Genomic DNA, 18786 nt, shown 5'->3' with positions numbered 1-18786 from the left:
GAATAATATTGTTTAACTGCAGAAGCCATGCCAAAGGTTTTGGTGTTTAAAAACAATGACCTAATTAATTTAGGTGAGTGTGCAATATATGCATTTGACTGATTTTTAGTGAATTAGACCATTACGACAGGAGTAAATAGTTGCAGTTACAGCATATTGAGGCAGTAGTATTTGATTTAGATGGCACTCTAGTTGATTCGGCGCTGGATTTTGCATCCATATGCCGCGATGTTGGCTGGCCGACAGGCACACCGTTACTTGAGCGTCTGGCACAGCTGGATAATACTGATGAGTACAACCGGGCGCATGAGATTATTTGTCAGCACGAACTTCGGGGGGCTGCGCACGCTAGCTGGATGCCTGGCGCTGAACGTTGCCTACAGCAATTATCTAGCCAGCGCATGCCGATGGCTATATTGACACGTAATATGCGTGCAGCGACACAATTGACGCTGCAGCGCTTGCAGATCCCGATAGAGCGGGTACTGACGCGTGAGGATTGTGCGGCTAAACCAAATCCGGAAGGATTACTGCGCTTTGCACATGATTTGCAGCTGCCGGTACAGCAGATGTTGTATGTTGGCGATTATATTTTTGACCTGCAAACAGCTGCCAATGCAGGCATGCCATCCTGCCTTTACCTGAATTCGCATAATCAGCACTTTGCTGTACAGGCAGACTGGAGTTTTAGTCATTTTGATGAACTTGCACGGGCTTTAGCACGTTAGGCTGTCACAATCTAATATTGTTGCTGTTTTGCAATCTAGTTCTTGAATGCGTTAGGATGCTTCTATATTAATAAACAATAATTTAGTGAGTGTCGGGGAAGGAATAAGTGTTTAAACGGCTAAAAGATGACTTTTATTTGGCTATGCTAACCCTGGTCGGCGCCATTATTGTGCTATGCGTTACCCCTTACGGTGTCTATCGCTTGACTACGGGCAATTATATAGTCGGCATCGCTGATATGTGCATCGTAGTGTGCGCCATCGTAGCAACCCGTGCCGCGTGGCGTACAGGCGACACCGTAAAGCCGGGGTTGGTTATGGCATTGGTATTTTGTGCCGGTGCATTGCTGGTATGTATCAGCTTGGGTGCCGATGGCTTGTTTTGGGTGTATCCGTTTTTAGTGTTCATTTTTTTTCTGGTATCGCCCATCCGGGCTTTTACGCTATTAGTGTTGTTGCTAACGTCGTTGTTTATGATCGCTCAGCTTTATCCTGGCGCTATATTTGCCAGTACCTTTCAAATGATGGCGTTTTTTGTCACTACCACGATAACCAGCGTATTTTCATTTATTTTTGCTTACCGTGCTCAGGTTCAGCGCCGTGAACTACAGCGATTGGCCACTACCGACAGTTTAACCGGAGCTTCGAACCGACGTACCTTAAATGATCAGCTGGCTGTAGCCATTAATGAATGTGCTAAAAATGGCCGTCAATATGGTTTGCTGTTACTGGACTTAGATCATTTTAAGCAAATTAACGATAAACATGGGCATAAGGTGGGCGACAAGACGCTAATCGAGTTGGTGCCGGTGTTGCAATCTTTGCTACGCCAGAGCGATAAGGTGTTTCGTTTTGGCGGCGAAGAGTTTGTGGTGCTGGTGGCTGATGTTAAGCCGGTAGATCTCAGTAATCTGGCCGAAAAGTTACGCAGTGGTGTGCAGCAAAGAATGACGCTGCCAGATAATACAGTGCTGACTACGTCTATCGGTGTGGCCCAGCTACAGGCCAATGAAGACTGGGAAACCTGGCTACATCGCGCAGATATGGCGCTGTATCAGGCGAAGCACGAGGGCAGAAACAAGGTTGTCATTGGCTAATGACACCAATGTTGCGACTGCAAATAAGGCGTTAAAATGGGCGCCATGCTGTTCATTACTTGTAGTGGTAAAGCTGACGTAAAGCTAAATTGCTCTGCAGCAGCATCGGGTACGTAAGCGGTTAGTACGCCGAAATGTTGATAACCAAGATAAAACGCAAAGGTTGCCGTACGATTTAGTGCTTTGGAGCTCACATGTTGGCCTTTTGCATTTAGCTGAACCAGCCTGTTATCTCCGGTGCCGGTTTTGCCGCCTATAGCCAGTTGTGCATCGGCATAGGCTGATTGTAACCGCCTGCCTGTACCCGCTGTTACTACTTGCTCTAAAGCCGTTTTAGCTGCCGCAGCCACTTCTGGATCCAGCACCTGTTGTGTTTGGAATAATGGCCTGTCCAAACGGGTATGGTACGGCGTATTACTGGCAAATGTCATGTTGTCTATGCGTATGGTAGGCAAGCGTTTACCGTTGTTAATAATGATGCCTATGAGTTCAGCCAGGGCTGCTGGGCGGTCTCCGGAGCTTCCAAGTGCGGTAGCCAGCGACGGCACCAAATAATCAAATGGATAACCCAGTCTTTGCCAGCGTTGATGTAAATCCCAAAAGGCTTCAATTTCCAACATGTTGTGAATACGATTGTCGCGGGCGCTGCGAAAGCGGGTTTTAAATAACCACTGATACACTTCCTGTCGCTGCTCACTGCTGTCGGCAATAGCCTGTTGCAGATTGGCCTCAGGATGCTGGTGTAAGTATTTTAATAACCAAAGCTCAAGCGGGTGACTACGTGACAGGTAAGCACGATCGGGCAGGCTGAATACATCGGCTTGATATTTATCAAACAAAGCCAGCCAGCTTTTTGTAGTCTGCTCGTTACTACTGAATTGCTGCTGCATCAAGGTAATAAACTGTTCCGGGGTGCTGCGTGGTGCAATATACAGATAAGCTACCGCCAGGCGCTCTGGTGTTTGCCGACTGCTGGCGATATACAACTGCAGGCGCTGCTCTGCGTTTACGCCTTGGTACTTTTTCCAGAAACGTCGTAAAAAGGTGCCGCCCTCGCGGTCGGCAAAGCGACGTAGATATTGATCGCGACGCGGATTGTCATCATCGGCCAGCAACTGATAACTGCTGTTTTCGCCATGATAAATACTGTAGTTCACCATATCCTGCAACAAGCGTACAAATGGCAAATTAATCGATTGCTGCAATGCTTCGGCTATTGTTGGGTTAAGTTTGTCTTCTTCCTGACGAAAGTTATTAAAGGTGTGCAAGCCTCCGCCGGTATAAAAACTTTCTTTAGGGTTAGCGCTGTAGCGACGTTCTAAGGCTGCCTGCAGTATGTTGTCTAGTGTGATACCAGGATGCGCCGTAAGGTAATTAACCACCCAGCTGGTCAGGTTGTCTTGTGGTGCAATGTCAAGAAACTGCAACGTTTCGCTTGGCTCTTCGGCGTATAAGCGGTGTAGCTCGGCAATAATTTGCAGGTAGCTTACCAACACGCGCAGCTTGGCAGTCGAGCCCAATTCAAGCTTACTGGCATCATTCATGTCGAATGGTTGATCAGTATTGTCGGTCTGCACCCGCACTTTGTTGCCGTTATCAGTACTTTGATACAAGGTAAAGCTGTAGCGCATTTTGTCTTGCTGCCCCGCCAGTAATAGTCGGTCAGCGAACAGCCCTGCTTGTTGTGCCGGTTCATAACGGCTTAGCTGATGTAGATGTTGGCTGATATCGCGTTGCAGTTTACTGTGCAACGTGGTTTGGCTTTGTAAATCCAGCCGGTCTAACTGATAGAGGTTTTGTCCCAGTAATTGACTTAAACGATTGCGCACCATGGTATTGGCTTTAAAGTCCGCACCTGGCGGTGTGTTTGCTGCGGCTTTGCCATTAAAAGCCAGCGACTGTTGTATTGCCTTTGTTGCCAGCGCCGCAGGTATTACAGCTTGTTGCTGCATCAACGCGATATAGCGATTGCTCAGCTGCTCTAGATCAGCTCTACCCTGGATCAAGTAATACGATGGTCGTCGCTGCGCGATAATAAGCGCAATAACTTGCTTTAGGGCCGCGCCTTGCTGCTCGGAGTAGGGGCCACTTTGCAACAGTAACTGGTTAACGTGCTCTGGTGCAGCACCAAACCAGGCATACAAACCCTCTGCAATGCCGTTTACTTCGCCAAAACCTGGTGTCGCTGCTAGCGGCACGGTATTTAGATAGTCTAATACAATGCGTTGGCGTGCCTCGCTGGTGTCTGTCCCGGATTGATACACACGCACACTGGCAGAAACCAGCTGACGAAATTTATCTGCAATATCTGACGTAAGCCCTTGTGGTGAGTGGCGATATTTTTCTAGCTGAGTAGCTAGTGTACTGCCGCCTGCGGCTGCTGCCGGAATGCCTGCGGCACGTTGTAATTGCGACAATACTGCGGCGCCCAGTCGCGGTATATTCAGTACCGGGTTAGCACGGTTGTGCTCTGGTGTCAGTAAGCTGCGGTCTTCGACAAATAATAAGCTTTGCACAATAAATGGGGCGATCTGGCTAAAGTGATCAAACTGCATAGCCGGTGACTTTGCCTGATACAGCGTTTCTGCGGTGCAGCTGTTAATGGTGAGGCCAGCGTGTGGTTTTTCTTGGTATGGTGGATAAAAGCCGTAATCGCTGTAGCGCATTAATTCATCCGAAAATTGCTGCTGCTCTACAATACGAAAGCCAACCTGCTGCAAGTTTTCCAACCACAGAGGCAGTTGATGGTAGCCAAAACGCTGGTCGAACGGCCCTGCTGGCGGGTAGTATATCTGGGTTGCCGCACCGTCTTGCAGGTTATAGCGTAGTTTGCTGGCATACCAATGCCAGAACGTCGATTGATAAAAATGGTTGCGGCTTTCCTGATAAATAAAAAGCGCCAGTAATATCGCTGTCAGTAGCAATAGCACCCGTACATAACTCACTGGCGGTTGTGGCGGCTTGACGTACGGAGTTTCCCGCACATTGTCGAATGTCATGCGCTGTAACAGCGGCTTGGCATTTAATGTGGGTTCAGTTCTGGGCTGATGACCTTGTGGTGCGCTCATACAAGCGAATTAGTCTCCGTATTTTTCATGTTTCAGTTGTTCTGCAAGCTCAGCCCGTTGTGGCAAGTGGTTAACCTGCCAGCCGTGTAAATTGTCGTTAATTAGCTGACACAGGGCCTCAATATGTTCTGGCTCGGCATTTAATGCACTGATGTACTCATAGCGCTGGCCGCCGGCATGTAAAAAGTATTCTTTGTTTTCTTCGCCAATTTCTTCAATGGTTTCCAGACAATCAGCGGAAAAGCCCGGACAAAAAATTTGCACACTTTTCACGCCTTGTGCCGGCAAGGCTTTTAACGTTTCATCGGTATAGGGTTTTAACCACTCTTCTCGGCCAAAGCGAGACTGAAACGTGGTTATATACTGCTCTTTGTTCAGCCCAAGTTGCTCTGCAATTAAGCGCGAAGTTTTATAGCATTCACAGTGATACGGGTCGCCATTGAGTAAATAACGCTTGGGAATGCCGTGATAAGACAAAATTAATCTATCGGCTTGGCCATGCTGTTGCCAGTGGCGACGAATCTTATCGGCCGCAGCCTTAATAAAAGGTGCGTAATCAGGATAATGCGAGACAAAACGTAAATCTGGTAGCCAGCGTCGGCACATAAAGTTGCGAGCCAGTTCATCAAAGGTTGAGGCTGAGGTGGAGGCAGAATACTGTGGGTACAATGGTAGTACCACCAACTTGCGTACGCCTTGGGCAAACATTTTTTCCAGCACACTATCAAAACTGGGGTTGCCATAGCGCATAGCAAATTCTACCACCACATCGTTCAGGCCATCTTGCTGCAGCTTGGCCGCAACCGCATCGCGCTGCGCCTGAGTATGAAACAATAACGGTGAGCCCTGCTCAGTAAATACTGTGGCGTAGGCTTTGGCTGAGCGGCGTGGCCGAAACTGTAAAATAACGCAATTTAATATTAGCCACCATAACAACCGTGGCACCTCTACTACTCGGGGGTCGGATAAAAATTGCTTTAAATAGCGTTTAAGCGCCTTGGGCGTAGGTTCATCGGGAGTGCCGAGGTTGGTTAGCAGAATGCCAATTTTGTCGCTTTGCTTGTGGTCGAAGTTGGGGGTGTTGATATAACGCATAACAGAATGGCTGCTCTTCTTGCTAAAGGAACTGATAATACGCTGGCGCTGCGCGGACAGTTTACCTGATTTAAAGCCTAAGCCGATCTTAGCAGTTTCTGCAGTGGATAAGTAAGCTGGAGTGAAATTTAATCTACTTAACGGCTATCAGTGCAAATAATTGCAGTGCAAACCAAAAAAAACGGGCTGCAATAGCGGCCCGCTCAGGTATTAATGGTGATGATGACCGCCTTCGCCATGGGCATGACCGTGAGCAATTTCGTCATCGGTTGCTGCTCGTACTGACAATATTTCAATGGCAAATTGCAGGGTTTTACCAGCTAACGGATGGTTAGTGTCAACGTCGGCTTTAAACATACCCATTTTTACGATAGTAACCTGGCGTTGGCCTTGCTCGGTTTGTATAACCGCAGTCATGCCTGGTTGCCACTTCTTAGCGCCCATCAGGTGTTTTACTTGCACACTTTGGACGGCATCTTCATCGCGCTCACCGTAGGCTTGCTCGGGCGTTAAGGTAATGTCGAGTTTGTCACCGCTGGTTTTACCATTCAACGCTTGCTCTAATGCTGGCAGCATTTGTTCATGGCCGTGCAAGTACAACAGTGGGTGGCTACCTTGTGATGACTCAATCTGCTTGCCGCTTGCCGCATCGCTAAGAGTGTAATGAAACTGTACTACGCTATTATTGCCAATTTGCATAATTTCTTTCCGCTTAAATAAAACGGCCATTATCCCGCTCAGATGGAGAAAAATCGACAGATTTTCGCATTTGCAGCGAAAGTAGCAGTTGGCGCTTTAGTATTTGCTCACTACACTGCTGTATGACAGTAGCTATTAATTCGGATAGTTAACTATGGGCAGATATGTAGTCGCAATTATTGTCACACTGTGGTTCTGTGTTGCGCCTGCTGCATGGGCGAAAACCAAGTTTACGATTGGTACGGAAGACATCAATTTTTATCCGCATTACGATTTTACTGCGCCGGATAGTACCGCTTTTGCCAATGAAGTGCTGCAACTCTTTGCGAAAGAGCAAGGCTATCAATTCAGCTTCCAGCCGTTGCCGGTAAAGCGTTTGTATCATGAGCTGGATAATTTGGTAGATTTTATCTACCCGGATAACTCTAACTGGGCGAAATATCAGGACTCGCAAGCTAGCCGGATATTCAGTGAGCCGGTTATTTATAATCTGGGCACTACCTTAGTGCTGCCAGCTAACAAAGAGATTAATCTTACGCAGTTTCGCACGCTTGCTGTGATACATGGCTTTACACCCATTGCCTGGTTGGCGATGCGCGGTGAACATAAATTTAAATTATATGAAGTACCCAATGCGGTATCAGCGCTTAATTTGGTGTTGCGTGGTCAGTTAGACGGCGCTGATGTGGAGTACAATGTAGCGCAGCAAATTTTACGTGATCAGCAGCAAGAGGGAGCTTTGGTGGTGGCCAGCCAGCTGCCGATGACACGGGTGAGCTTTCATTTGTCTACCATTCGTCATCCGCAGGTGTTGCAGCAGTTTAACCGTTTTTTGCTTAGTCATAACGAGCAAATTAACGCGTTAAAACAGAAGTACCAACTTACCGACAGCCTGCCGCAGTAACAGGCTGTCGATCTGTTTTAGGTAGCGGCTTTCATACCGCTGATAAATTGCTTCAACTGCGCCAGCAAGGTTGCTGGTTCGTGTTGGTGCTGCTCAATCAGTTTAACAATGGCCGAACCGGAGATAGCACCGGCGGCACCGCTTTGAATGGCATCTTTAACATGCGCTGGCGTGGAGATGCCAAAGCCCAGCAGCGGTGGCGCCGGATTATAGCTGCGAATACGGGCTATCAGTTCGCTGGTCGGCATGGCGGCAACCGTTTCGGTACCGGTTACGCCGGCGCGGCTTAACAGATAAGTGTAACCGCGGCCATAAGAGGCAATTTCGCGCAGGTCATCATCGTCAACATTAGGCGGCACTACAAAGATTGGTGCGATGTCATGTTTTATAGCGCTTTGGCGAAACAGCTTGCTTTCATGTAGTGGCACATCGGCTATTAACACCGAATCCACTCCGGCAGCTGCCGCTTTAGCGTAAAAGTCGTCGATACCGCGCGCCATCACCAAGTTGGAGTACAACAGCAAGCCAATAGGGATAGTGGGGTGGTAAGCGCGAACTTTACTAAGCACATCAAAGCTGATGGCGGGTGTTACGCCGGCCGCTAAGGCACGGATATTAGCGCCCTGGATCGTCGGACCATCGGCTATCGGGTCTGAAAAGGCGATACCCAACTCCAGCGCATCGGCACCGGCGTCAATCAGGGTTTTAATGATCTCAAATGACAGCTCCGCTGACGGGTCGCCAATGGTGACAAAGGGCACAAAAGCGCCGCGGCCTTCGCGGTTTAAGCGGTCAAACATCTGCTGATAACGCTTCATAATTGGCCTCCTGCTAATACGCTATGTACATGAGCTAAGTCTTTATCGCCTCGGCCGGATAAATTTACCAGTAACACAGTTGGCTCTGTCGCCTGCGCGGCCAGTTTTAAGGCATAAGCCAGCGCATGCGAGCTTTCCAATGCCGGAATAATGCCTTCGCTTTTCGCCAATTGCTGAAAGGCGGCCAAGGCTTCATCGTCGTTAATGGCCACATATTCGGCGCGGCCAATTTGCTGCAAATGGGTATGCTGCGGGCCCACGGCCGGATAGTCGAGGCCGGCTGAAATAGAGTAAGACTCTTCAATCTGGCCGTCAGTGGTTTGCATAATAGCGGTGTAAGCGCCATGCAAAATACCGTAGCTGCCGGTAGACAGAGCTGCACCATGTTGATGGGTGTTAATGCCTTTACCACCGGGTTCTACACCAATCAGTTTTACGCCCTCTTCAGCGATAAAATCTGCGAACATGCCAATCGCATTTGAGCCGCCGCCGACACAGGCAATTACCGCGTCAGGCAGCTTGCCTTCGGCTTTTAAGATTTGTTGCTTGGCTTCTTCGCCAATCATCTTTTGAAAATCACGCACTATGGTTGGGAACGGGTGTGGGCCGGCCGCGGTGCCCAGCATATAATGCGTGCTGTCATAAGTGGCGGACCAGTCGCGCATTGCTTCGTTTACCGCATCTTTTAGCGTGCCGCTGCCGCTGGTTACCGGAATAACGGTAGCACCCATCAGCTTCATACGAAACACGTTCGGCTGCTGGCGTTCAATATCTTTGGCACCCATATAAATGCGGCACTTCAGGCCCAGTAACGCACAGGCTAACGCCGTTGCCACACCATGCTGGCCGGCACCGGTTTCGGCGATGACTTCTTTTTTACCCATGCGTTTAGTTAGCAGCGCCTGGCCCAGTACCTGATTAGTTTTGTGCGCACCGCCGTGCAATAAGTCTTCGCGTTTTAAGTAAATTTTAACCAATGGGTTGGGCGAAATATTGCGACACAGCGTAAGCGGCGTTGGCCGGCCGGCGTATTCGGTTAACAGCTGTTGAAACTCGGCATGAAAGGCCGGATCTTCTAACGCATCGACATAGGCTTGCTCCAGCTGTTTCAAGGCCGGCACCAGTAGCTGCGGCACAAACATGCCGCCGTACTGGCCAAAATAAGGGTTAAGTTTTAGCTCACTCATGGTGAAACTCCCGCAATAGTGTAAAAGCTGACTGAATTTTTGCCGCATCTTTGATGCCAGGCGCAGTTTCCAGCCCTGAATTGAAATCTAGCCCGGCAACGGGCAATCTGGCCGCAGCTAAGCAGTTATCCGGTGATAAACCTCCGGCCAGCATAATCGGCTGGCTGCTGTTTTGCTTTGCAACCAAGGCCCAGTTAAAGCTGCAGCCACTGCCGCCATGTTGCTGTGGATGATAGGCATCCAGCAAGATACGGTCGGCCAGCGCGCTAAATTCGGGTAGTGCATCTTTTACCCGGTAGGCTTTCCAAATCTGGCACTGTGGCGGTAACAGCGGCTTTAGCGCACTGATATAGTTATCGTCTTCGTCACCATGCAACTGCACGGCGCTAAGCGCTAAGCTTTGAGCTAACTGCGCCACTTCGCCCGGTTTAGCGTCAACAAAGACGCCGACATACTTGAGTGCTGCACCCTGCTGCACGGCTTTGGCTTGCTCTGGCGTAACATTGCGCTTTGATGGCGGATAAAAAATCAGCCCGCCGAAACAAGCTCCACTGCGGTGCGCGGCAGCGGCGTCTTCCGGCCGGGTTAAGCCGCATACTTTGTGCTCGCCCAGCACTAATTCCCGGGTCGCTGCAGCTAAGTCGGTTTGTGCCATTAACGAGCTGCCGACTAAAAATGCATCGGCTACCTGGGCTAAGTGCCGCACTTGCTGGTTAGTATAAATACCGGACTCTGATACTACCGTTCTGCCCTCAGGGATCAGTTTAGCCAGCGCAAAACTGGTGTCTAAATTGGTGCTTAAATCGCGCAGGTCACGGTTATTAATGCCGATAAGCTGCGCATTCAGTGCCACTGCACGCAGGGTTTCTGCCTCATTACTGACTTCGGTTAGCACTGTCATGTTCAGCTCGTTGGCGGTGGCGGCAAGGCTTTGGTACTCGTCATCACTTAGCACCGATAACATCAGCAATACTGCGTCGGCGCCACAGTGACGGCCTAAGTAAATTTGGTAGCTGTCGATAATAAAATCTTTATGCAGTAGCGGTTTATCGACTAATTCACGCATGGTGCGCAGGTATTCATACCTGCCCTGAAAGAACGTCTCGTCAGTGAGTACCGAAATACAATCAGCGTATTGGCCGTAAACCTGTGCTAATTCTGCAAGATTAAAATCACTGCGGATCAACCCTTTTGACGGCGAGGCTTTTTTACACTCCAGGATAAAGCGCGGGCCTGCTTGCTTAAGCGCCGCCAGAAAGTCACGCTCTGTCGGTTTTATCTCTGCCACAAAAGTTGTCAGCGGTTGCGCGGCTTTAAGCGCGGCTACTTCGCCAGCTTTATGCGCAACAATTTTCGCTAGCACATTCGGCATTTGTTCAGCCATTTGCTTGCTCCTTGCTTTGACTAAGGTGTTTAAACTGCGACAGGGTAGTAAAAGCCTTATTGCTGCTTAACAGCTCCAGCACCGCCCGGGTATTTACTTTCAAATCATCACCTATGCCGGCAATTTTCAGCATCGCTGCCACATTTATCGCCACTGCCGCCTTATGGGCATCTTGGCCTTCGCCTTGTAAAATGGCCAGCGTAGCGGCGGCATTGTCAGTTGGCTCACCACCTGTCAAAGCACTCAGCGGTGTAAGCGCAACACCAAAATCGTCCGGGGTCAGACTAAACTCAGTCAGCTCGCCGTCTTTTAATTCACAGACATAGGTGGTGCCGTGCAGCGCTATTTCATCACAGCCACTGCCGTGTACTACCCAGGCGCGTTTTACACCGAGTTGCTGCAGCGCCTGCGCCATTACGCGGCATAGGTTTGCATCATACACGCCAAGCAACTGAAAATCCGGTGCAGCAGGGTTAACCAGCGGGCCTAGTAAATTAAACAGCGTGCGGCTTTTCAGTGCATTACGTACCGGCATAGCGTGTTTAATGCCGGCATGGTACAGCGGTGCAAATAAAAAACTGCAATTAGTCTGTGCAAGTGTATTGGCCGCCTGCTGTGGCGTCATTTGGATATTTACACCCAGCTGTTCGAGTAAATCGGCCGAGCCGGAGCGCGATGACACACTGCGGTTGCCGTGTTTTACCACCTTTAAACCCATAGCCGCGCCGACTATGGCGGCCGTGCTGGAGATATTAATGGTATTGCTGCCGTCACCACCGGTGCCACAGCAGTCGATACCTCCACTGATCTGGCGCGGGAAAGGCGTAGCGGCAGCACGCAAAGCGCTGGCGGCACCGGCAATTTCATCGGCAGTTTCACCGCGCATTTTAAGGGCAACCAAAAGCGCCGTCAGATGTATTGGCTCAACTTCACCTTGCACCACGGCGCTAAAAAACTGCTCTGCCTGGGAAAAGCTCAGCGATTTGCCACTCAGGCTGTGTTGTACTGTGGATAGAATGTTATCGGTCATGCTCTGCCCCGTAATAAATAATCAATGCTTTTTTTTAACAACGGTTTACCAAGGGTTGTCAGAATAGACTCGGGGTGAAACTGAAAGCCCAGCATGCGTTTATCTTCGTTAATCACCGCCATTGGAATGTGTCTGTCGTTAGCCAGCAAGGTTAACGCCTTGGGCATTTTGGTGGCCATTAGCGAGTGATAACGCGCCACTAAAAAAGGCTTGGGTAAACCGGCAAATAACGGATGTTCCTGCAAGGTAATGGCCGCGGTTTTACCATGTACGGTTTCACCGGCCCGGCCAACCACGCCGCCAAAGTGCTCTACAATAGCCTGATGGCCCAGGCAGATACCGAGAACCGGAAAGCTTGTATCACACAGCTTTAGCAGTGCCGGCATGCTACCTGCCTGGCCTGGGCTGCCGGGGCCTGGTGATAACACCAGTAATACCGGTTCTGTTTCAGTCAACATTTGCTGATAGATGTAGTCTGCTGGCACCGTATTGCGATACAGCTTCACGCTGTAGCCCAACTGGGCAAATTCATCGACCAGGTTGTAGGTAAAGGAGTCGATATTGTCGAGTAAATAAATAACGGCCATCAGTTACTCCTTAACTGCTTTATGGGCTGATACTATTGCGCTGATAACCGCCTGCGCTTTGCTGCGGGTTTCGTCGGCTTCGGCCTGAGCGATAGAGTCAAACACCACACCGGCCCCTGCCTGAATATAAGCGGTGTTATTGGCAACATAGGCCGAGCGGATGACAATGCAGCTGTCAAAATCACCATTGCCGGACAAATAACCGACAGCACCGCCGTAGCTGCCGCGACGTTTACCTTCTACACCACGGATAAGCTCAGCGGCTTTTACTTTAGGCGCACCAACCAGAGTACCCATATTCATACAGGCCTGATAGGCATGCAGGGCGTCCAGTTCCGGCTTTAAGGTGCCGACTACGCGCGACACCAAGTGCATCACATAAGAGTAACGGTCTACTTTTAGCAGCTCTTTCACATAACGGCTGCCGGGTACGCTGATGCGTGCGACATCGTTACGCGCCAAATCCACCAGCATTAAATGCTCGGCTTTTTCTTTTTCATCCTGGCGAAGTTCCAGTTCAATGCGGCTGTCCAGATCGCGGTCGATGCTGCCGTCGCTTTTAAAGCCGCGGCGGCGGGTGCCGGCGATAGGGTAAATTTCGACCTGACGGCTTTGGGCGTCAAATTTCAGTGCCGACTCCGGCGAGGCGCCAAACAGGCTAAAGGCGTTGTCTTTTAAATAAAACATATAAGGGCTGGGGTTTTGTTGCTTTAAGCGGGCATAGGCAGCCAGAGGGGCCGGGCAGGGCAGGCGGAAGCAACGTGAAGGTACCACCTGAAAAATATCACCGGCAACAATATGCTCTTTCAGCTTTTCTACCTGATTAATAAAATCAGCATCGCTGATATCAACCTGCATCGCAGCATCAATAGTTGCATTGGTTGTCGTTTCTGCCGGTGAGCTGTGCAGCAGCTGTTTTAACTGCTCCAGCCGCTTGCCGATAACAAAGCAGTTGGCCGGGGCCTGTTCGCCACAAAATACATTGCCGACCAGCCGGCTCTGGCCGCTTTGGTGATCCAGCACTAGCAGCGTTTCTGCCAGATAGAACACATAGTCCGGACACTGGTTTTCTGCTGTTGGTACCTGCGGCAATTGCTCAACCGTTGCGACCATGTCGTAACCGATAACGCCGCCTAAAAAGACCGCGAACGGCTCATCGCTTTGGCACTTTAGTTCACGCTGCAAAGTGCGCAGCACGCTAAAAGGGTTGGGTGCCTGCAGGCGGGCATTTTCTTCCAGTAACAACGCCGGGCGCTGATAGGTAACGCTTAGCCGATCTGTGCTTTGCTCCACTACGGCGTCACTACTTAGCTTAGCGGCCAGATACGGCAGCAGTACCGCGCCATTACTGCTAACGGCGTTAATTGTTACGTTTTGATCATTGCATTCTATGCGCAGCGCCGCATCAATCAGCAGCAGGCTTTTTAGATTGTCTTTGCTGTCAATTTCGGCTGACTCCAGCAGCAACGAGTAGGGGCTTTGTGCCGTTAGCGCCTGATAGCAGGCCAGTGCATCACTGTGGTACGGCAGTGGCATGGCGATACTGGCCACTTCGCCTGGCGTGTCGGTGATATGACTAAATATCATGTTTCACTTTTTCCTTATGATTCATAAATATAGCTAAATATTTTTGCTTTTAGTCGCTTCGCACAGTTTTGCAGGCACATAAAAAAAGCCCGCTTCTTGTGGAAACGGGCTTCGGTAATTACAGCTAATACAACGCCTACACACGCCCGTTGGGAATGTGCCACCACCAGTTTGTCAGGTTAAGGGTTGTGATAAATTGCATTAGCTTTAACTACCTCGTTTGTTCAGCGCACATAAAACCGCAAAAGGGTAGCAAGCGTCAAGTGCTTATTTGTTATAACTCAGAATTAAAAACGTATAAGCGGCCGGATGGCCGCATTTTTACGCCTGGGTTTAGCTGACAGGTTTTTCCAGTTGTTGAATTTTCTGCCAGATCTCCTCGCTTTCTGCGGTTAAATCGGCAAACAGGCGCATATCACCGTTACGTTGGGCATGCATCGCCTGCTCTAGCTTTTGGTCATAGGCTTTACGCAGTTTTTTTACCGGATCAGATTTTAACCAGCCAAACATAGTTTTCGTCGCTCAAAATAAGGTGTAGCGAGGTTACGCCGTGCAGTGGCAAATAGTTCAGTTTATTTTGCGATAAGTCTCTGCTGTGCGACAATAGCAGCCTTATTTTGAGGTGCTGATGAAAATTGATCTACACAGTCATACCCTGTGCTCTGACGGCGTGTTATCGCCTGCAGACCTTATCGCACGTGCAGTAGAAAAGAGTGTGGATGTATTGGCTATCACCGACCATGATACGGTAGCCGGTTTAGCGCTGGCACAGCAGGCGATAGAGGCCCAACAACTACCGCTGCAACTGATTAACGGCGTGGAAATTTCTACCGCTTGGCAGCAACTGGAAATTCATATTGTTGGCTTGAATATTAACCCGGATTGCCCGCAGTTTTTGCAGCGCTTAGCGACCCAGCAACAGGCAAGAGTCGTGCGTGCTGAGGAAATGGCGCGCCGCTTAGAAAAAAACCAGATCCCCGATGTGTTGCCAGCGGTGTTAGCGCTGGCCAATGGCGCCGCCCTTACCCGCACCCATTTTGCCCGCCATTTGGTCAGCATTGGCAAAGCCAGCTCTATGGATGGCGTGTTTAAGAAGTATTTAGGTCGCGGCAAAATTGGCTATGTGCCGAATAACTGGGTTGAGATGAGTGATGCCATTGCGTGGATCCACGATGCCGGTGGCGTGGCGGTGCTGGCACATCCACTGAAATACAAGCTAACCACCAAGTGGGTAAAACGGTTAGCGGAGCAGTTTGCCGCCGCCGGTGGTGATGCGATAGAGGTAATTTCGCCGCAGCAAACGCCGGTACAAAAACGTGAGCTGTGGGCCCTGTGCCAGTTGCACGGTTTAACGGCGTCGGTGGGGTCCGATTTTCATCAGCCGACAACTTGGAATGATATCGGAAAAAATCTATATTTAACCGACGATGTAGTACCGGTGTGGGCGAACTGGCCGTTGCAGGCTAGCGCAGTAATGCCAGCATAAGACATTAATTTTATTTAAGAAGAATAACAATGAGCCAATTTTTTCATATTCACCCGGAAACGCCGCAGCAGCGTTTACTAAAACAAGCAGTGCAAATTATTCAACAGGGTGGTGTGGTTATTTACCCGACCGACAGCGGCTATGCGCTGGGCTGTCATGTTGGTGATAAAAACGCTATGGAGCGTATTTTACAAATTCGTCAGGTAAGTGGCGATCATCATTTTACGTTGATGTGCCGCGATTTATCTGAGCTGTCGGTGTATGCCAAAGTAGAAAACAGCGCTTTTCGGCTGATTAAAAACAATACCCCAGGCGCTTATACCTTTATTTTGCGCGGTACCAAAGAAGTGCCAAAGCGGTTATTAAACGATAAGAAGAAGACCATTGGTCTGCGTATTCCGGAAAACAAGATTGCGCTGGCGCTGTTGGCTGAGCTGGGTGAGCCGCTGCTTAGTACCAGTTTAATTTTACCCGGCGAAGAGTTTGCCGAAAGCGATCCTGAAGATATGCGCGCCCGGTTGGAGAAACAGGTCGATTTGATTTTGCATGGCGGTGTAATAGGCGAAGCACCGACCACAGTGATTGATTATTCCGACGATGTGCCCGTGGTGCTGCGCGAAGGCTGCGGCGACCCGACGCCGTTTCAGTAAGCTAGATACAGGCCGCCATGACAGAGCAGGTGTTGCCCGACAGCCTAACCATTCAGCAACCGCTGCCGCTGGCCTTTGTGCGCGGTGAAGCTGTGCTGGACCGGCCGGAAGACTTGTATATTCCGCCCGATGCGCTGGAGATTTTGCTCGATGCGTTTGAAGGTCCGCTGGACTTTTTACTGTATTTAATTCGCAAGCATAAGTTTGATATTGTCGATTTACCGGTTAACGAAATTACTCTGCAATATATCGAATACATTGACCTGATGCAGGGGCTGAATTTTGAACTGGCGGCAGAGTATCTGGTGATGGCGGCGATGTTAGCCGAGATTAAATCGCGTTTATTGTTGCCACGACACAGTGAAGTGGAGGACGAAGAGGCTGACCCACGCGCTGAGCTTATTCGCCGTCTGCAGGAATATGAAGTGTTTAAGCAGGCCGCTACTGAGCTGGATAGCCTGCCACGTGACGAACGCGACCACTTTAACGCTACTGCCGTGTTGGCCGACAACTTTGCGCCGTTATTGATATTGCCCGATGTCGATTTAGCCGAGCTGACACTGGCATTAAAAGACATAGTTAAACGGGCGAAGGATTTTCAGCACCATCATATTAAGCGCGAGCACCTATCTACCCGTGAACGCATGAGCCGTATTCTGGACTTACTCAGCCAACATAATGGTTATCTGGCGTTTACTGCCTGTTTTGACGTAACAGAAGGTCGCGAGGGCGTGGTAGTGACCTTTTTAGCCATACTGGAACTGACCAAAGAAAAGCTGGTCGAGATGATTCAGGTGGAAGCCTACGGCCAAATACATGTCAAACTGAAAGCTGGTGAGGCATAATGGCGGACAAAATTAATGATGTGCAGCTAATACAGTTGGTTGAAGCAGCGATTTTTGCCGCTGACAAGCCACTGACTAGTGACGATTTACAAAGTACAGTGCTGGATGGCTTTAATGTCAGCAAAAAGCGCTTGACAGATACCCTGGCCAGGTTGCTGCAGGATTACGCCGGCCGCGGTGTTACGCTAACTGAAACGGCCTCGGGCTATCGCTTTGTTACCAAACCGGAGCTGAGTGACTACTTAGCCAGGTTGTGGCCTGAACGTTCGCCGCGTTATTCGCGTGCGGTATTGGAGACGCTGGCGCTGATAGCCTATCGTCAGCCCATTACCCGCGGTGAGATAGAAGATATCCGGGGTGTATCGGTAAGTAGCCAGATTATGCGCACCTTGCTGGATCGCAACTGGGTGAAGGTGGTTGGGCATAAAGAAGTGCCCGGCCGGCCCGGTTTATACGCCACTACAAAAGAGTTTTTAGATTATTTTGGTTTAAAACATTTAAACCAGTTACCCCCTTTGCCAGAATTTCAGGCCATCAGCCTGGATCTGGCTGACACCGTCGTGACGACAGGAGAATTGCACTAATGAGTGAAAAAGCCGCAAGTGAAAAGTTACAAAAAGTATTGGCCCGTGCTGGCGTTGGCTCGCGCCGCGAAATGGAAGAATGGATAAGTGGCGGCCGTGTTACGGTTGACGGCAAACCAGCTACCCTTGGCGATCGTATCAGCCCGACCCAGCAAGTGCGGGTAGATGGTCATCCGGTACAAATTGCCAGCGAAGCCGAGCAAATTTGCCGCGTATTGGCGTACCACAAGCCAGAAGGTGAAATATGCTCGCGTACTGATCCGGAAGGCCGGCCCACAGTGTTTTCACGCCTGCCAAACATTAAAGGCGCACGCTGGATAGCCATTGGCCGGCTGGATATTAACACCTCAGGTTTATTGCTGTTTACCACCGACGGCGAGCTGGCAAACCGCCTGATGCACCCCAAATTTGAAGTAGAGCGCGAGTACGCGGTACGGGTGTTTGGTGATGTGAACGATGCGATGATCCAGCGCCTGCGAACCGGTGTTGAGTTAGAAGACGGCAAAGCTAACTTTAAAAAAATTAAAGCGTTACCGGGCGAAGGTATCAACCGCTGGTTTCATGTGGTGTTAACTGAAGGCCGCAACCGTGAAGTGCGTCGGATGTGGGAATCGCAGGGCGCGGTAGTCAGCCGGCTTATTCGTGTGCGTTATGGCGATTTATTGCTGCCAAAACACTTACCTGCCGGTGGCTATGCTGAATACCCGCTGGAAGATGTGAATTACCTGCGCAAGTTAGTCAGCTTAGCACCGGAAGTGGCTACCTTGGTAAAACCAGAAGACAGAGACGAGCGTCGCCGCCGCATGGCCAGTATGAAACGCGCGGTACGTAAGCACGATATTGCTGCCAAAACGCCTGAGCGCACGCCGAAGGAGCGTAAGCCAACAGAAGCGAGGCCGGCAAAACCGGATGGCAACAAACCAGCAGGGCGCAGAGGCCCCGCCAAGCCAAAAGGTAAGCCAACACGGCAGCCTAACGGTAAAAAGCCCAGCCGCGAAGGTAGGAGTTAAGCACTAAACAACAAAGGCGCGAAAGCG

General features: G+C 50.0%; 18 protein-coding genes. 8 read left to right on the top strand and 10 right to left on the bottom strand.

What is annotated here, in order from left to right:
• The first annotated feature begins 140 nt into the window (after window positions 1–140).
• The gene (locus I4W93_RS13775; RefSeq protein ID WP_205312748.1) at window positions 141–728 is read left to right on the top strand and encodes an HAD family hydrolase; all 588 of its coding nucleotides are present in this window, start codon (window positions 141–143) and stop codon (window positions 726–728) included.
• A 107-nt stretch (window positions 729–835) separates the two neighbouring features.
• Window positions 836–1825 carry a GGDEF domain-containing protein gene (locus I4W93_RS13770; RefSeq protein WP_205312745.1) on the top strand — a complete coding sequence of 330 codons (990 nt, stop codon included), beginning with the start codon at window positions 836–838 and terminating at the stop codon, window positions 1823–1825.
• Here the strand turns inward: I4W93_RS13770 and I4W93_RS13765 are convergent.
• The 3 genes from I4W93_RS13765 to I4W93_RS13755 all read right to left on the bottom strand — a co-directional run bounded on the left by I4W93_RS13765 (window position 1822) and on the right by I4W93_RS13755 (window position 6687).
• Window positions 1822–4893 (bottom strand): transglycosylase domain-containing protein, encoded by a 3072-nt coding sequence (locus tag I4W93_RS13765; RefSeq protein WP_205312743.1) that lies wholly within the window; start codon window positions 4891–4893, stop codon window positions 1822–1824. The two genes, I4W93_RS13770 and I4W93_RS13765, sit on opposite strands and share 4 nt — an antisense overlap.
• A 9-nt stretch (window positions 4894–4902) precedes the next feature.
• Window positions 4903–5988 carry a ferrochelatase gene (hemH, locus tag I4W93_RS13760; protein WP_205312734.1) on the bottom strand — a complete coding sequence of 362 codons (1086 nt, stop codon included), beginning with the start codon at window positions 5986–5988 and terminating at the stop codon, window positions 4903–4905.
• A gap of 210 nt (window positions 5989–6198) precedes the next feature.
• A complete protein-coding gene (locus tag I4W93_RS13755; protein ID WP_205312732.1) occupies window positions 6199–6687 on the bottom strand; it encodes an FKBP-type peptidyl-prolyl cis-trans isomerase in 489 nt (162 codons plus the stop codon).
• A 154-nt stretch (window positions 6688–6841) separates the two neighbouring features.
• Here I4W93_RS13755 and I4W93_RS13750 point away from each other — a divergent pair, with 154 nt between their 5' ends.
• Window positions 6842–7591, top strand: a complete 750-nt coding sequence (locus I4W93_RS13750; RefSeq protein ID WP_205312729.1) for a substrate-binding periplasmic protein — start codon at window positions 6842–6844, stop codon at window positions 7589–7591.
• A gap of 17 nt (window positions 7592–7608) precedes the next feature.
• Here I4W93_RS13750 and trpA read toward each other — a convergent pair whose 3' ends face one another.
• The 7 genes from trpA to I4W93_RS13715 form a co-directional block, all read right to left on the bottom strand.
• The gene (trpA, locus tag I4W93_RS13745; protein ID WP_205312726.1) at window positions 7609–8409 is read right to left on the bottom strand and encodes a tryptophan synthase subunit alpha; all 801 of its coding nucleotides are present in this window, start codon (window positions 8407–8409) and stop codon (window positions 7609–7611) included.
• The gene (gene trpB / locus I4W93_RS13740) at window positions 8406–9596 is read right to left on the bottom strand and encodes a tryptophan synthase subunit beta (RefSeq protein ID WP_205312718.1); all 1191 of its coding nucleotides are present in this window, start codon (window positions 9594–9596) and stop codon (window positions 8406–8408) included. The genes trpA and trpB overlap by 4 nt, the downstream gene beginning before the upstream one ends.
• The gene (trpCF, locus tag I4W93_RS13735) at window positions 9589–10980 is read right to left on the bottom strand and encodes a bifunctional indole-3-glycerol-phosphate synthase TrpC/phosphoribosylanthranilate isomerase TrpF (RefSeq protein WP_205312710.1); all 1392 of its coding nucleotides are present in this window, start codon (window positions 10978–10980) and stop codon (window positions 9589–9591) included. The genes trpB and trpCF overlap by 8 nt, the downstream gene beginning before the upstream one ends.
• Window positions 10973–12010 carry an anthranilate phosphoribosyltransferase gene (gene trpD, locus I4W93_RS13730; protein WP_205312701.1) on the bottom strand — a complete coding sequence of 346 codons (1038 nt, stop codon included), beginning with the start codon at window positions 12008–12010 and terminating at the stop codon, window positions 10973–10975. Before trpD ends, trpCF begins: the two co-directional genes overlap by 8 nt.
• On the bottom strand, window positions 12007–12597 hold the full coding sequence (locus I4W93_RS13725; protein ID WP_205312698.1) for an aminodeoxychorismate/anthranilate synthase component II: 591 nt from the start codon (window positions 12595–12597) through the stop codon (window positions 12007–12009). Before I4W93_RS13725 ends, trpD begins: the two co-directional genes overlap by 4 nt.
• 3 nt (window positions 12598–12600) lie before the next feature.
• Window positions 12601–14184, bottom strand: a complete 1584-nt coding sequence (locus I4W93_RS13720; RefSeq protein WP_205312693.1) for an anthranilate synthase component 1 — start codon at window positions 14182–14184, stop codon at window positions 12601–12603.
• Between the two features lie 333 nt (window positions 14185–14517).
• The gene (locus I4W93_RS13715; protein WP_205312684.1) at window positions 14518–14694 is read right to left on the bottom strand and encodes a DUF6435 family protein; all 177 of its coding nucleotides are present in this window, start codon (window positions 14692–14694) and stop codon (window positions 14518–14520) included.
• 118 nt (window positions 14695–14812) lie between these two features.
• Between I4W93_RS13715 and rnm the strand changes: the two genes are divergently transcribed.
• From rnm to rluB, 5 genes are read left to right on the top strand one after another with little or no spacing between them, the layout of a single operon-like run.
• Window positions 14813–15670 carry an RNase RNM gene (gene rnm / locus I4W93_RS13710; RefSeq protein ID WP_205312680.1) on the top strand — a complete coding sequence of 286 codons (858 nt, stop codon included), beginning with the start codon at window positions 14813–14815 and terminating at the stop codon, window positions 15668–15670.
• A 29-nt stretch (window positions 15671–15699) separates the two neighbouring features.
• Window positions 15700–16320 carry an L-threonylcarbamoyladenylate synthase gene (locus I4W93_RS13705; RefSeq protein ID WP_205312678.1) on the top strand — a complete coding sequence of 207 codons (621 nt, stop codon included), beginning with the start codon at window positions 15700–15702 and terminating at the stop codon, window positions 16318–16320.
• A 17-nt stretch (window positions 16321–16337) separates the two neighbouring features.
• A complete protein-coding gene (locus I4W93_RS13700) occupies window positions 16338–17165 on the top strand; it encodes a segregation and condensation protein A (protein WP_205312675.1) in 828 nt (275 codons plus the stop codon).
• The gene (scpB, locus tag I4W93_RS13695) at window positions 17165–17749 is read left to right on the top strand and encodes an SMC-Scp complex subunit ScpB (RefSeq protein WP_205312672.1); all 585 of its coding nucleotides are present in this window, start codon (window positions 17165–17167) and stop codon (window positions 17747–17749) included. Before I4W93_RS13700 ends, scpB begins: the two co-directional genes overlap by 1 nt.
• Window positions 17749–18759 (top strand): 23S rRNA pseudouridine(2605) synthase RluB, encoded by a 1011-nt coding sequence (gene rluB, locus I4W93_RS13690; protein WP_205312663.1) that lies wholly within the window; start codon window positions 17749–17751, stop codon window positions 18757–18759. The genes scpB and rluB overlap by 1 nt, the downstream gene beginning before the upstream one ends.
• Window positions 18760–18786 lie beyond the last annotated feature (27 nt).

Origin of the sequence: Rheinheimera maricola, assembly GCF_016918075.2 — a bacterium.
Lineage (GTDB): Bacteria > Pseudomonadota > Gammaproteobacteria > Enterobacterales > Alteromonadaceae > Alishewanella > Alishewanella maricola_A.
This window is presented reverse-complemented; position numbering and strand designations above follow the sequence as displayed.